Raw genomic sequence first — 12,889 nt, 5'->3', positions numbered from 1 at the left:
GCGGGTTGGCGGCTTTCCCGAAGGGGATGCGACATCACAATGGCTAATCGATACCAGAACCGACCTTTCCCAGCGGATGACGATTATGGCCGCGACGCTCAATCGCGGACGAAGGGCGAGGGCGATCCGCTCGCCGAGCTCGCGCGGCTGATCGGGCAGACCGACCCGTTTGCGAGCAACAGCCGCCCGGCGCCCGCGCCGCGCCAGGCTGAACCGGCCTATCAGGACGAGCCGGAATATGAGGAAGAACCCGCGCAGCCCGGCCCGCCGCCGTGGATGCAGCGTGCGGTAGCCCATGAGCCGCAGCAGCAGGAATTCGAGAATCTTCATCCGGTGCAGCGTTACGGCGCTCAGCATCAGGAGCCGCAGCATCTGCAGCCGGAGGCCGATTATCATCAGGCGCCGGCATTTGCCGCGCATACGGATCATCAGGCGCAGGACTATCAGGGCCAGTACGACCAGGCTCACGCGCCGCATGATCCCAATCGTTATGACGATGCGCTGTATGGCCACGCCGATGGCGCACAGGCCCAGCATCCGCAGGACGATCAGTATCAGGATGATCCCTACGCCTATCAGGACGGTTATGCCGAGCAGGAAGAGGCGCCGAAGCGCCGCGGTGGCATGGCGACCGTCGCCATCGTGCTGGCGCTGGCCGTAGTGGGTACCGGTGCTGCCTTCGCCTATCGTACATTTATGGGATCGGCGCGCACCGGCGAACCGCCGGTGATCAAGGCCGAGCCCGGTCCGAACAAGATCGTCCCGCCGTCGGCGACAGCCGCGGCCGACGGCAAGCCGATTCAAGATCGTCTCGGCGGCGCAGCCCCCGAGCGGTTGGTGTCGCGCGAAGAGCAGCCCGTCAACGTGCAGGATGCCACCAAGGCTGGTCCGCGCGTGGTATTCCCGCCGCTGAACCAGAACGCCAACCCGCCATCGACAGCCAGCGTCTCGCCATCCAACAAGCCGATGGTGGGCAATGGCGCGATGCAGGGCGATGAGCCTCGCAAGATCCGTACTTTTGCCGTCAAGGGTGACCAGTCCGACGCCGGAGCCACACCGGCCGCGCGTCAGGCGCCGGCCCGCATCGCCGCTCCGGCAGCGGTTCCTGCAGCCGCGCCCGCTGCGGCACCGCGCGCGACCAATGCCAACGCATCAGCCAATGCCCCGATGTCACTGTCGCCGCAGGCTGCGCCTCCGGCTGCAGCCGCTCCACCGGCGCCCTCACGTATGGCCTCGACCAACCCGACCCAGCAGGCGGCCCCGGTCGCCTCCGGCGGCGGCTATGTGGTCCAGGTATCGTCCCAGCGGTCGGAGGGTGATGCGCAGGCGTCGTTCCGCGCCCTGCAGACCAAGTTCCCCTCGGTGCTGGGATCGCGTGCGCCGTTGATCAAGAAGGCCGACCTTGGCGACAAGGGGACCTATTATCGGGCCATGGTCGGACCGTTCGGCTCGCAGGAAGAAGCCTCGCAGGTCTGCGGGAACCTGAAATCTGCCGGCGGACAGTGCGTCGTCCAAAGGAATTAACGGCCGTTTCCTTGACCCTGGGCGTTGATGGGGGCTAATCGGCCCCATGAGCACACGCGCATTCATCACCGGTGTATCTGGGCTGGAGCTGACCGCTGAAGAGCGCGCATTTTTGCGCGCAGAACGGCCGTGGGGCTTCATTCTCTTCAAGCGTAATATTGATAATCCCGCCCAAGTCGCTCGACTTGTAGAAGATTTACGCGGCGCGACCGGTGATCTCGATGCGCCGGTCCTGATCGACCAAGAAGGCGGGCGTGTGCAGCGTCTGGGACCGCCGCACTGGCCGGTCTATCCGCCCGGTGCTGTGTTCGGCACGCTCTATGACGCGGACCCGGAAGCAGGCCTCAGGGCTGCCTGGCTCAGTTCACGGCTCATTGCGAGTGACCTTGTGGACCTCGGCATCACCGTGGACTGCCTGCCGTTGGCGGACGTCCCAGTGGAGGGCGCTGATGCCGTGATCGGCAATCGCGCCTACGGCACCACGCCAGGCAAGGTCGCGACCATCGCCCGCGCGGTGACCGAAGGGCTGTCGCAGGGTGGCATTCTACCTGTGCTCAAACACATTCCCGGCCATGGCCGGGCCACCGCCGATACCCATTTCAAATTGCCGATCGTAGACAACACGAAGAGTGAGCTCGAAGCTTCTGATTTCGAAGCATTTCGTCCGCTGGCAGATCTGCCGATGGCGATGACTGCACATGTTGTGTTTAGCGCGCTAGACGCCACCCAACCGGCCACGACTTCTGCGACAATCATCGAACAGGTGATTCGCGGCAGTATCGGGTTCCAGGGTTTGTTGATGAGTGATGACGTGTCCATGAATGCTCTGGCGGGATCGATCGCGGAACGTACGCGCGCGATCGTCAGCGCCGGGTGCGACATGGTCCTGCATTGCAACGGCAAACTGGACGAGATGCGCGACGTCGTGAGCGAGACCCCGGTTCTGGCCGGGAAGGCGCTCGAGCGTGCCAGGGCGGCGGTCGCCGCCCGCCGCCAGCCGCAGGCGTTCGACCGCGCCGCCGGACGCGCGGAACTGGACGCCTTGATCGCTCGAGCAGGAGCAAGTGCATGAGCGCTGAGATTTTGTCGTTTGAGACCGGACTGCCGGCCGAGGTCGTTCCCGACGACGAGCCGTCGCTGGTCGTCGACGTCGAAGGTTACGAAGGCCCGCTCGACCTGCTGCTCGCGCTCGCGCGGCAACAGAAGGTCGACCTGCACAAGATTTCGATCCTCGCGCTGGCTGACCAGTATCTGCTGTTCATCGAAGCCGCGCGGAAGATCCGTCTGGAACTGGCGGCCGACTATCTGGTGATGGCGGCGTGGCTGGCATTCCTGAAGTCGCGCCTGCTGCTACCGGATACGACCGTGCCGGGCGAAGGCCCGAGCGCCGAGGATATGGCGACCGCGCTGGCCAACCGGCTGCGCCGCCTTGAGGCCATCCGCGAAGCCTCGAACAGGCTGATGACCCGGCCGCAGCTCAACCGCGACATCTTTCCGCGCGGCGTTCCCGAGTCGATCGCCGAGGTGAAGCATCCGCGCTTCACGGCCACGCTTTACGATCTGCTGTCGGCCTATGCGACCCAGCGCCAGGCTCGCGTGCTGACGCGCGTCCATCTCGCTAAGCGCACCGTCTGGTCGCTGAGCGAAGCGCGCGCCTCGCTGGAACGGTTGGTCGGCATGGCCGAGGACTGGAGCCGCCTCGACGAATATCTGCTGGCCTATGTCGCCGACCCCGCGCAGCGCGCGACGGTGATGGCCTCGAGTTTTGCAGCTGCGCTTGAACTGGTCCGTGAGGGCACGCTCGACCTCAGCCAGAAAGAAGCATTCGCGCCTTTGTATTTCCGCAAGCACATCGTCCAGCCTGTGCAGGTGGAGCCGGAAGTTCCGGCCGAGTAAGTGGAAGAAGGAGATCCAGACATGGCAAGCCTCGCCGAGAAACGCATCGACGATGTCGAGGATCAGATCGTGCAGTCCGAGGGACAATCCGAGGTCCAGTCGGAGGCGCGCCCAGAAGAATTGCGCCTGCTCGAAGCGCTGTTGTTCGCATCCACCGAGCCTCTCGACCAATCCGCGCTGGCCAAGCGCATGCCGGATGGCGTCGATATCAAGGCGGCACTGGCGCAGTTGCAGGCCGATTACGCCATGCGTGGCGTCAATCTGGTCCGTGTCGCCAACAAATGGACGTTCCGCACCGCCGGTGATCTGTCCTGGCTGATGACCCGCGAGACCACCGAAACCCGCAAGCTGTCGCGTGCGGCGATCGAAGTGCTCGCCATCGTTGCCTATCACCAGCCGGTGACCCGCGCCGAAATCGAAGACATTCGCGGCGTCATCACCTCCAAGGGCACGCTCGACGTGCTGCTGGAAACCGGCTGGATCAAGCCGCGCGGCCGTCGCAAGACGCCGGGCCGTCCGCTGACTTTCGGCACCACCGAGAGCTTCCTGTCGCAGTTCAGCCTGGAGGCGCTCGGCGATCTGCCGGGTCTTGAGGAACTCAAGGGCACTGGCCTCTTGGATTCGCGGCTGCCGTCCGGCTTCAGCGTGCCCAATCCGTCCGACGATCCAACGCTCCGCGAGGACGAGGATCCGCTGGAGGGCGGCGAACTGGAACTGGCGCTGTCGGCACCCGATCCGGAATTCCCCGAACTGCAGCTCAAGGAACCCGAAGCCGGGACTGTCGGATATGCTGGTGAGGCCCAGGCATTTGCCGAGGCCAAGGCCGAATTCACTGAAACGACAGATGTCGTGGAGCCAGAGAGCGAAGCGGCCGAGGTCGCGGAACTTGAAGCGCGCGATCTCGACGTGATCGAGCCCGAGCAAGGCGAGGCCGAAGCGGCTGAAGTCGCAGAGCCCGAGTCGGATGAAGACGAGACCGCTGAGCCCGAAACGGCCGAACTCGACGACGATTCCGACGACGCGGAAGACGACGAGCTCGACGAGGACGATCAGGACGAAGATGAGCCGGATGACGCTGAGCCGGACGCAACCGACCGGGACAACGACCGCAAGCACTGATCGCGGCATTAACGCTCGCGGCATTGCGCCGCGACATCCGCGATTCCACGAGGGTTAAGTCCTTGTTTTTGACACCCCCGCAGCCTACGTTCCGGTCAGATCAGGCCGGGCGACTGGCCGCGTGTTTGGAGGGTTAGCAGGATGGGTTCACTCAGCATTTGGCACTGGATCGTCGTGATCGGAGTGGTCCTGCTGTTGTTCGGGCGCGGCAAGATTTCCGACCTGATGGGCGACGTTGCGCAGGGCATCAAAGCCTTCAAGAAGGGCATGGCGGACGACGACAAGCCGGCAGACAAGCCGACCGAGCCGGTTCGCACCATCGACCAGACCCCGCCGGCGCCGACCGCCAACCGTACGGACGTCGGCAGCAAGGTTGTCTGAGGTTCCGAAGGGATTGTCCTTGGGGATCGCGGCGGCCATTGAAGGAGACGCGGGCACATCCAGCCCCGCGTGAGCGGATTTTTTCATGTTCGACATCGGGTGGAGTGAACTGGTCGTCATCGCGGTCGTCGCGCTGATTGCCATCGGCCCGAAGGAATTGCCCGGCGTGCTGCGCATGGTCGGGCAGTGGATGGGCAAGGCCCGCAAGATGGCCTCAGAATTCCAGGGCCAGTTCAACGAGGCGATGCGCGAAGCCGAAATGGCCGACGTCAAAAAGGCCTTCGACGACGTGAAGGATGTCGCTTCCGGCTTCACCACCAACAACATCATGACCTCGCTGACCAAGGACGTCAGTGACGCCATGGCCATCGACAAGGCTGACAATCTCGACACGCCTCCGGCCGTGCCCACCACGCCCGAGCCGCCGACACCCGAGACCTTCGTTGAGGCCGAGACGCATGCGCAGGAAACTGCTGCAGTGAACGAACCCCTGGCCATTACCCGGGAAGTGCAGCCGTCGCCGGTCGAAACTCCCGCTGCCGCCCATGATGGCGCAGCAGCCCCCGACGCGGCCAGTCCCGATGTTCTGAAGGACGCCAAAGCGTCATGAGTGCCGAAGATATCGAAGCCTCCAAGGCTCCCTTGATGGATCACCTGATCGAGCTGCGGTCGCGGCTGATCAAAGCGCTGCTCGCATTTGCCGTGGCCTTCATCTTCTGCTTCTTCTTCGCCAAGCAGATCTACAACGTCCTGGTCTGGCCGTTCGTCTGGGTCGCCGGCCCAGAGAATTCGAAGTTCATCTACACCGCGTTGCTGGAGTACTTTCTGACCCAACTCAAGTTGGCGATGTTTGGCGCCGGCTTCATCTCGTTTCCGGTAATTGCCGCGCAGATCTACATGTTCGTGGCGCCCGGCCTCTACAAGCACGAGAAGGGCGCGTTTCTGCCTTACCTGATCGCGACGCCGTTCTTCTTCGCGCTGGGCTCGCTGCTGGTCTATTTCCTCGTGCTGCCGATGCTGATCCGGTTCTCGCTGGGCATGCAGCAGACCGGAAGCTCCGATACCGCGCAGATCGCGCTGCTGCCCAAGGTAGGCGAATATCTCTCACTGATGATGTCGCTGATCTTCGCCTTCGGAATCGCCTTCCAGCTCCCCGTCATCCTGACACTGCTTGGCCGCATCGGCATCCTCACCTCGAAGCAGCTGCGCGAAAAGCGCCGCTACTTCATCGTCATCGCTTTCGTTATCGCGGCCGTGCTGACGCCGCCCGATGTGATCAGCCAGGCCTCCCTCGCGATCCCGCTGCTGATCCTCTACGAAGGTTCGATTATCGCGGTCAGCATGGTCGAGAAGAACGCCGCCAAGGCCGCTGCTGCCAAGGCTGCGGCGGGGACCGGCACGGACGTGACGCCGGCGGAGTAGGGGCGTCGCCTCCTTGCAATCACAACCTCGGCAATCTACTTTGGGTTGTGTTTGGTCTTGGGCTGGGGAGGTGATTGTGGCCTTTGCATTTGATACACTCGGCTATTCGAAGCGTCTCCGCGAAGCGGGGATCGCGGATAAGCAGGCCGAGGCACACGCTGAAGCGGCACGGGATTTCATCATGACCGAGCTAGTGACGAAATCTGACTTGCTTGGAGTGAAGTTGGACCTGGAGTCTAGATTGCTTGCCACACGGAATGATTTGCAGGCCGCTATCGAGAAATCTTCACTGCAGATGACGTTACGTCTTGGCGGCATCGTCGCGGTTGGCATCGGTATATTGGCGGCTCTCCAGCGCATGCATTAACGGGCCGCTGGCCCATTTCATGTTCCAAATGTCAGCTATTCGGGGTACTCAGAGCCGCTTTCGCTCAGGAATCCCGCCATGCACGACATCAAATCGATCCGCGACAATCCCGAAGCTTTCGACGCTGCGCTGAAGCGGCGGGGATTGGCGCCGCTGTCGGTATCGCTGCTGGCGATCGATGAAGCACGTCGGACCGCGATCCTTGCGTCCGAGCAGGCGCAGGCTCGTCGCAACGCGGCCTCGAAGGAAATCGGCGAGGCCAAGAAGACCAAGGACGAGGTGCGCGCCAATGCGCTGATGGCTGAGGTCACCGAACTCAAGACGACGATGCCGGCGATGGAAGCCGCGGTAAAGGACGCCGAGGATAAGCTTAAGGTCGCGCTTGCCGAAATCCCGAATCTGCCACTCGACGAAGTGCCTGAGGGTGTCGACGAACACGGCAATATTGAGCGTCATCACTTCGGCGCCAGGCGCAACTACGCGTTCACGCCGAAAGCTCATTACGATATCGGCGAAGCCATGGGCTTCATGGATTTCGAAGCCGCTGCGAAACTGTCGGGGGCGCGCTTCGTCGTATTGAAAAAGGGGCTCGCCCGTCTCGAGCGTGCCATCGGGCAGTTCATGCTCGATCTGCATACGAATGAGCATGGCTACACGGAAGTGAATCCACCGCTCTTGGTGCGCGATGATGCGATGTTTGGCACCGCGCAGCTGCCGAAGTTTCGCGACGATCAGTTCGCTGCCGGAGCGATCGGTAGCGAAGGGCAAGGTTACTGGCTGATCCCGACTGCTGAAGTCCCGCTCACCAACCTCGTCCGTGAATCCATCCTCGACGAAAAAGAACTGCCGCTGCGCATGACGGCGCTGACACCGTGCTTCCGTGCCGAGGCTGGTGCTGCCGGCCGTGATACGCGGGGCATGATCCGCCAGCATCAGTTCACTAAGGTCGAACTGGTCTCGATCACCACGCCTGAGGAAAGCAAGAACGAGCATGAGCGCATGCTGTCCTGCGCCGAGGAAGTGCTGCGCCGGCTTGGCCTGCATTACCGCGTGATGACGCTGTGTACTGGCGACATGGGTTTTGCTGCGCAGAAGACCTACGACATCGAGGTCTGGATGCCGGGCCAGGGCGACGGCGGTGCTTACCGCGAGATTTCGTCCTGTTCGGTCTGCGGCGATTTCCAGGCGCGTCGCATGGATGCGCGCTCGCGCGGGCCGGATGGCAAACCGCGCTTCGTGCACACTCTGAATGGTTCGGGCACCGCCGTCGGTCGCGCGCTGATCGCCGTGATGGAAAACTATCAGCAGGAAGATGGCTCGATTGCCGTGCCGGATGTGCTGCAGCCTTATATGGGCGGGCTTAAAGTCGTCCAGGCCGGCTAGGCGTCGTCGCGCGCCAGCCGCTCAGGCGCGGCTGGCTGTGACCAGCGCGCATTTGGCTTTTTCGGCTTTTATGTTGACAAAGCCCATATGCGTCATCGGAAACGCCTTGCGGCTTTTCGTGCTGACGGTCTCCGCGATGACGCGGCGACGCTCCGTCACATAACGTCCATCCCGGCTGCGGAAGGCACAGGCGATTTCGAGGTCCTTGACCGGATAGTCGTTGGCGTTGCGCACGGTGAAGGTCATCAGCGCCCTGGAACCGAGACCGCCGCGGCGAAACGATTGGCGGGAGAGGCTGAGACGGGTGAGCTCCGCGGCGTCGGGGACGCTGACGAGTTGTGAAGACGTGGGTTTGGCAAAGTCCTCCTCACTCAACTCGTCGGGCATAGTTGCCACTACCGCCGTATTGAGGGTGAGATCGGGCTTGGTCTCGGCCAATCTGGGAAGCAGCAGCCACCCCGTCAGGGCGACAACCGCCATTGCCGGCAATGCGATGATCAACACCCGTTCGAGCTGTTTCGCCATCTCCGTCGCCCTGTGGGGCGCTGCGACCAAGGCCATCCGGGTCGAGCGCGCATGCTTCAGACGCAATTGGCACTCACCTACCTAGATAAGAAATCGCGGCGACGCCGAAATGTTCCGGCTCGCGGGAAAAATCGCCTTCGAGACAGCCCCGGTAGCGCACGAGCAGCGCCCAAAATGGGGGTGGCAAAAGCGGGCACATGCTGGCAAAAACCGATGCCGGCCAGCGGCCCTCCCGATCGAAAAGGCACCTCACGAATGCGCATTCTCTGCACCAATGACGACGGCATTCACGCCCCCGGCCTGAAGATCATCGAGCAGATCGCCAAGGAATTGTCCGATGATGTCTGGGTGGTGGCGCCCGAGCTCGATCAGTCCGGTGTGTCGCATTCATTGTCGCTGAACGATCCGTTGCGGCTGCGCGAAGTCGGCCCCCGGCATTATGCCGTGCGCGGCACGCCGACCGACTGCGTCATCATGGGCGCGCGTCATATCCTGAAAGACAAGCAGCCGGATCTCGTATTGTCCGGCGTCAACAAGGGCCGGAACGTCGCCGAGGACGTGGTCTATTCCGGTACCATTGCTGGAGCGCTCGAGGGCACCATTCTCGGCATCCCGTCGGTGGCGTTGAGCCAGGAATTCTCGATGGAAACGCGTCACAATCCGCAATGGGAGACCGCGCTGAAATTCGGACCTGACGTGCTGCGTAAGGTCATCAAGGCGAGCGTGCCGAAGAACACCGTCATCAACGTCAACTTCCCGGCCTGCGCGGCCGACGAGGTGAAAGGTGTCGTTGTCACCCGGCAGGGCAAGCGCAATCAGGGCTTTCTGCGCGTCGATGAGCGGCGCGATGGCCGCAACAATCCGTATTTCTGGATCGGTTTCGAGCGCATCGTCGCCGCGGAAGCCCCGCTGGAGGGTACCGATCTCGCAGCGCTTGCTGCGCGCTATGTCTCGGTCACGCCGCTGCGTCTCGATCGCACGGATGATGTATTCTCCGAAGCGCTGACCAAGGCGCTTGGCTGAGAGTTGGAAATAGGCGAGTGGGCTCGCCTAGACCGCGACGCCCTTGAGCGTCGTTGACAGCACCTGCGCCAGCGTTTCCATCTGGAACGGCTTCTGCAGCGTCGGGCGGTCACGAAATTCTTCCGGCAGGCCTTGCGCGCCGTAGCCAGTCGCGAAGATGAACGGGCGGTTGCGCGATGCGATCACTTCCGCGACCGGCGAAATCACCTTGCCGTTGACGTTGACGTCGAGGATCGCAATGTCGAACTTGGCAGACCCAGCCAGCTTGATCGCTTCGTTGATGTCACCGGCTTCGGCGGCTACGCTATAGCCGAGTTCCTCGAGCATATCGGCGACCATCATGCGGATCATGACCTCGTCTTCGACCAGGAAGACGGAGCCGCCCGGCGGGTTCGTTGCAGTCATGGCCGGTTTCCTTGCCCCAATCCTCTGAACAAAATCGCAAATTCCCGGGTTGAACGCAATCTCGACGCATTGCCATTTTCGTGACCCAAAGACGCATGTCGCGTGTTCGGTACCAGATAGAGCAAGATCAGGATTTCAGCGCCCCGCCCATAACAGGCTGGTATGTTGCTGGTTCCGCGCGCGGAACAATAAAAGTTGTCGTTAGGCTATCCCGGTTCCGATCGCAGAAATACATCAATCTATCTTTGCTAGATCGAGAGTGTTTCTAACCTGTGCTGCGTGAGGCATTTCCATGATTACCGTCGGACAGCCGCCTGAACAGATGACCTTTCAGCTTGGTCTGCGGCGCCGTGGGATCAGCGATCGGCTGGTGCTGCGCGCAATGGAGGATATTCCGCGTGATTGCTTCGTCGAGCCGAACGATCGCGCCCATGCCTGGCGGGATACGGCCTTGGCCATTGCCTGCGGTCAGACCATCAGCCAGCCCTTCGTGGTGGCCTATATGACCGAACAACTGCAATTGAATGCTGGTCACCGTGTGCTCGAGGTCGGCACGGGATCGGGCTACCAGGCCGCGATCCTGTCAAAGCTCGTCCGGGACGTGCTCAGCATTGAGCGTTATCGCACGCTGGCCGATGCCGCCCGGACCCGGTTGGAGGCACTCGGCCTCCACAATATCGAGGTCATGCTCGGCGACGGCCTCAACCCGGCTGCCAATTTGGGATCGTTTGACCGGATCGTCGTGACCGCCGCTGTGGAGGAGGTGCCCGCGGCGCTGACCGACCGACTTGAGGAGGACGGTATTCTGATTGCGCCGGTTGGTCCTCACAATGGCGTCCAGACCCTGGTCCGGATCCGCAAAACCGGGGATGGATTGGAGCGAAAGGAGCTGGTGGACGTGCGTTTTGTGCCAGCGCTGCCGGGCATCGCGCGCGAACTCTGAAAAAAGTTCGTGAACGACTGTCACGTGTTGGTCGCAAGGTTAAAGGCTTGGTAACGGAGACGGTGTTTACTCAATTCAGTTGTTTGTTGCGTATGAGTGAGTAACCAATGTCCAGCGTTGTCGAGTTGCTTTACTCGCGTCGCGCTCCGCAGGTCGCGGTGCTGGCGCTGATGTCTATCGGTTTTGCCGGCTGCAGCGCCGACATGCAGACACGCCTATCTCAGAATCCAAGTTTTGACTCGGGGCAGTCCCGTGGCTTTGGCTGGCAGGGCGAAACCACCGGCTCTGTGCCGCAGCGGGCACCACGTGCGCCGGTCGAGCGCCAGGAACTGCCGCAGTATCAGCGTCCGGCCTATAATCCGCAGCCGCAGTATCAATCCCAGCCTTTGCCGCCGCCGATCTCGGCGCCGCAGTCCTATCCGACAGCCCGTCCGGTTGCATCGGCTGCTCCCGTCAGCGGGGGCGGCAACGGTATGTATACGCCGCCGCCCGCACGTGCGCCGATCGAAACCACCGGCTCCACGGCACCGCGCTCGGTTGCAGCGACCAACGGCCTTGCCCGTGATGGCGGCACCTCGATCATCGTCGGCACCAGCGATACGCTCGATGGTCTGGCGAAACGCTACAACGTCTCGTCGGCTGCGATCCTGCAGGCCAATGGCTACAAGGGGCCGCGCGCGCTGTCGCCCGGCCAGTCGCTGATCATTCCGCGTCAGGGCGCCGCGGCAACTCCGGCCGTTGCTGCTGCTCCGAGCAAACCTGCCGTCGGCACATCGACCACGCATTTCGTCAATCGCGGCGATACGCTGATGAGCATCTCGCGTCGGAACAACGTGTCGGTCGCCGAACTCGCGCGCGCCAATGGTCTGGCGCCGACTGCCCAATTGAAGCTCGGCTCCAAGATCACGGTACCCGGTGCGCGTACGGCCAACGCAGCTCCTGTAGCCGCGCCGCTCGCTGCGCCCGTCGCAGCCGTGACGGCCGCTCCGGCTGGCGCGGTCACGTCCGCTGCCGTGGCCCGTGTTGCGTCTGCCGAACCCGCACAGAAGGCCCGCCTGGCAAGTGCCACGACGACGCCTGAAGAAACCACGCCGGAATCGCCGACTAAAGCCGCTGACGCAACCGGCGCTTTGCCGACGTTCCGTTGGCCGGTGCGCGGCCGCGTGGTCACAGGCTACGGCGCCAAGACCAATGGCAAGTCCAACGACGGCATCAACGTCGCCGTGCCGGAAGGCACGCCGATCAAGGCTGCCGAAGATGGCGTCGTTGCCTATTCCGGCAACGAGCTGAAGGGTTACGGCAATCTGGTCCTCGTTCGTCACTCCAACGGCTACGTCACCGCATATGCCCATGCGAGTGAGCTGATGGTGAAGCGTGGCGAGACCATCAAGCGCGGTCAGGTGATCGGCAAGTCCGGCCAGTCCGGTGAGGTTACTTCGCCGCAGCTTCACTTCGAGATCCGCAAGGGCTCGTCGCCGGTCGATCCGCTGCAGTTCCTCAACGGGGCGTAAGCGCAGTCCACGAAGTGTAGTTCGCATTTAAGCAAGCCCGGCCTCGTGCCGGGCTTGATGCGTTTGATCTCGGGGCTACGGCCCACTCCAGCTCCGGAGTCTTCAACGCGCTGCTGCGAGTGGGCAGCTTGCGCGCGCAAGCTCGGTTGACTGCCGCGCGATGTTGCCCATATGTGGACATGTCGTGGTTCTTCGGGAAGGTTTGCCCGAAGCTAAGAGGGAAGCCGGTGAGGCGTTAAGCCAAGGCCGGAGCTGCCCCCGCAACTGTAAGCGGTGAGCCGCTGTCCATTAAAGTCACTGAGACCCGCAAAGGTTTTGGGAAGGCCGGACGGCAGCATTGACCCGCAAGCCAGGAGACCTGCCTCGACAACATAAACGTCCTCGGGCGGG

At 62.7% G+C, this 12,889-nt stretch carries 14 protein-coding genes and 1 riboswitch; of the genes, 12 read left to right on the top strand and 2 right to left on the bottom strand.

Features of this window, described 5'->3' with window-relative positions; translation table 11 throughout:
- Positions 1-39: 39 nt before the first annotated feature.
- From AB7951_RS14655 to serS, 9 genes are all read left to right on the top strand, one after another.
- A complete protein-coding gene (locus AB7951_RS14655) occupies positions 40-1,524 on the top strand; it encodes an SPOR domain-containing protein (RefSeq protein WP_120289918.1) in 1,485 nt (494 codons plus the stop codon).
- 46 nt (positions 1,525-1,570) lie between these two features.
- A complete protein-coding gene (gene nagZ, locus AB7951_RS14650) occupies positions 1,571-2,596 on the top strand; it encodes a beta-N-acetylhexosaminidase (protein WP_120289916.1) in 1,026 nt (341 codons plus the stop codon).
- Positions 2,593-3,420: a segregation and condensation protein A gene (locus tag AB7951_RS14645; protein WP_120289914.1), complete on the top strand. Its 828-nt coding sequence runs from the start codon at positions 2,593-2,595 to the stop codon at positions 3,418-3,420. The genes nagZ and AB7951_RS14645 overlap by 4 nt, the downstream gene beginning before the upstream one ends.
- Before the next feature lie 21 nt (positions 3,421-3,441).
- Positions 3,442-4,539 carry an SMC-Scp complex subunit ScpB gene (gene scpB, locus AB7951_RS14640; RefSeq protein ID WP_120289912.1) on the top strand — a complete coding sequence of 366 codons (1,098 nt, stop codon included), beginning with the start codon at positions 3,442-3,444 and terminating at the stop codon, positions 4,537-4,539.
- 141 nt (positions 4,540-4,680) lie between these two features.
- Positions 4,681-4,920: a twin-arginine translocase TatA/TatE family subunit gene (locus tag AB7951_RS14635; RefSeq protein WP_068730798.1), complete on the top strand. Its 240-nt coding sequence runs from the start codon at positions 4,681-4,683 to the stop codon at positions 4,918-4,920.
- An 85-nt stretch (positions 4,921-5,005) separates the two neighbouring features.
- Positions 5,006-5,530, top strand: coding sequence for a Sec-independent protein translocase protein TatB (gene tatB, locus AB7951_RS14630; RefSeq protein ID WP_120289910.1), 525 nt, complete (start codon positions 5,006-5,008; stop codon positions 5,528-5,530).
- Complete coding sequence (tatC, locus tag AB7951_RS14625) at positions 5,527-6,342, top strand: twin-arginine translocase subunit TatC (RefSeq protein WP_089264481.1); 816 nt, start codon at positions 5,527-5,529, stop codon at positions 6,340-6,342. The genes tatB and tatC overlap by 4 nt, the downstream gene beginning before the upstream one ends.
- A gap of 76 nt (positions 6,343-6,418) precedes the next feature.
- Positions 6,419-6,709: a hypothetical protein gene (locus tag AB7951_RS14620; protein ID WP_089264720.1), complete on the top strand. Its 291-nt coding sequence runs from the start codon at positions 6,419-6,421 to the stop codon at positions 6,707-6,709.
- A gap of 78 nt (positions 6,710-6,787) precedes the next feature.
- On the top strand, positions 6,788-8,092 hold the full coding sequence (serS, locus tag AB7951_RS14615) for a serine--tRNA ligase (RefSeq protein ID WP_120289908.1): 1,305 nt from the start codon (positions 6,788-6,790) through the stop codon (positions 8,090-8,092).
- A 21-nt stretch (positions 8,093-8,113) separates the two neighbouring features.
- Here serS and AB7951_RS14610 read toward each other — a convergent pair whose 3' ends face one another.
- Positions 8,114-8,617, bottom strand: coding sequence for a hypothetical protein (locus AB7951_RS14610; protein WP_147421641.1), 504 nt, complete (start codon positions 8,615-8,617; stop codon positions 8,114-8,116).
- A gap of 255 nt (positions 8,618-8,872) precedes the next feature.
- Between AB7951_RS14610 and surE the strand changes: the two genes are divergently transcribed.
- A complete protein-coding gene (gene surE / locus AB7951_RS14605; RefSeq protein ID WP_089264478.1) occupies positions 8,873-9,640 on the top strand; it encodes a 5'/3'-nucleotidase SurE in 768 nt (255 codons plus the stop codon).
- A gap of 27 nt (positions 9,641-9,667) precedes the next feature.
- On the opposite strand, the gene AB7951_RS14600 is transcribed toward surE, so the two are convergent.
- Positions 9,668-10,045: a response regulator gene (locus AB7951_RS14600; RefSeq protein ID WP_120289904.1), complete on the bottom strand. Its 378-nt coding sequence runs from the start codon at positions 10,043-10,045 to the stop codon at positions 9,668-9,670.
- A 292-nt stretch (positions 10,046-10,337) separates the two neighbouring features.
- On the opposite strand from AB7951_RS14600, the gene AB7951_RS14595 reads away from it, so the two are divergent.
- Both AB7951_RS14595 and AB7951_RS14590 read left to right on the top strand, forming a co-directional pair.
- Positions 10,338-10,988: a protein-L-isoaspartate(D-aspartate) O-methyltransferase gene (locus AB7951_RS14595; RefSeq protein WP_439061512.1), complete on the top strand. Its 651-nt coding sequence runs from the start codon at positions 10,338-10,340 to the stop codon at positions 10,986-10,988.
- Positions 10,989-11,095: 107 nt separating this feature from the next.
- Positions 11,096-12,499 carry a peptidoglycan DD-metalloendopeptidase family protein gene (locus AB7951_RS14590; protein ID WP_439061513.1) on the top strand — a complete coding sequence of 468 codons (1,404 nt, stop codon included), beginning with the start codon at positions 11,096-11,098 and terminating at the stop codon, positions 12,497-12,499.
- Positions 12,500-12,667: 168 nt separating this feature from the next.
- Positions 12,668-12,879: riboswitch (cobalamin riboswitch) on the top strand.
- The last annotated feature ends 10 nt before the right edge of the window (positions 12,880-12,889 follow it).

The sequence above is a fragment of the Tardiphaga sp. 285_C5_N1_2 genome, from assembly GCF_052076065.1.
Taxonomy (GTDB): Bacteria; Pseudomonadota; Alphaproteobacteria; order Rhizobiales; family Xanthobacteraceae; genus Tardiphaga; species Tardiphaga robiniae.
Note: the sequence above shows the minus strand (reverse complement) of the source record. Positions and strands in the feature narration are given on the sequence as shown.

Bases quoted from the DNA above. Each gene is read 5' to 3' on its own strand.
- AB7951_RS14595 (WP_439061512.1), top strand. From the start codon at position 10,338: ATGATTACCGTCGGACAGCCGCCTGAACAGATGACCTTTCAGCTTGGT.
- surE (WP_089264478.1), top strand. From the start codon at position 8,873: ATGCGCATTCTCTGCACCAATGACGACGGCATTCACGCCCCCGGCCTG.
- nagZ (WP_120289916.1), top strand. From the start codon at position 1,571: ATGAGCACACGCGCATTCATCACCGGTGTATCTGGGCTGGAGCTGACC.
- scpB (WP_120289912.1), top strand. From the start codon at position 3,442: ATGGCAAGCCTCGCCGAGAAACGCATCGACGATGTCGAGGATCAGATC.
- tatC (WP_089264481.1), top strand. From the start codon at position 5,527: ATGAGTGCCGAAGATATCGAAGCCTCCAAGGCTCCCTTGATGGATCAC.
- AB7951_RS14590 (WP_439061513.1), top strand. From the start codon at position 11,096: ATGTCCAGCGTTGTCGAGTTGCTTTACTCGCGTCGCGCTCCGCAGGTC.
- AB7951_RS14600 (WP_120289904.1), bottom strand. From the start codon at position 10,045: ATGACTGCAACGAACCCGCCGGGCGGCTCCGTCTTCCTGGTCGAAGAC.
- AB7951_RS14645 (WP_120289914.1), top strand. From the start codon at position 2,593: ATGAGCGCTGAGATTTTGTCGTTTGAGACCGGACTGCCGGCCGAGGTC.
- tatB (WP_120289910.1), top strand. From the start codon at position 5,006: ATGTTCGACATCGGGTGGAGTGAACTGGTCGTCATCGCGGTCGTCGCG.
- AB7951_RS14635 (WP_068730798.1), top strand. From the start codon at position 4,681: ATGGGTTCACTCAGCATTTGGCACTGGATCGTCGTGATCGGAGTGGTC.
- serS (WP_120289908.1), top strand. From the start codon at position 6,788: ATGCACGACATCAAATCGATCCGCGACAATCCCGAAGCTTTCGACGCT.
- AB7951_RS14610 (WP_147421641.1), bottom strand. From the start codon at position 8,617: ATGGCGAAACAGCTCGAACGGGTGTTGATCATCGCATTGCCGGCAATG.
- AB7951_RS14655 (WP_120289918.1), top strand. From the start codon at position 40: ATGGCTAATCGATACCAGAACCGACCTTTCCCAGCGGATGACGATTAT.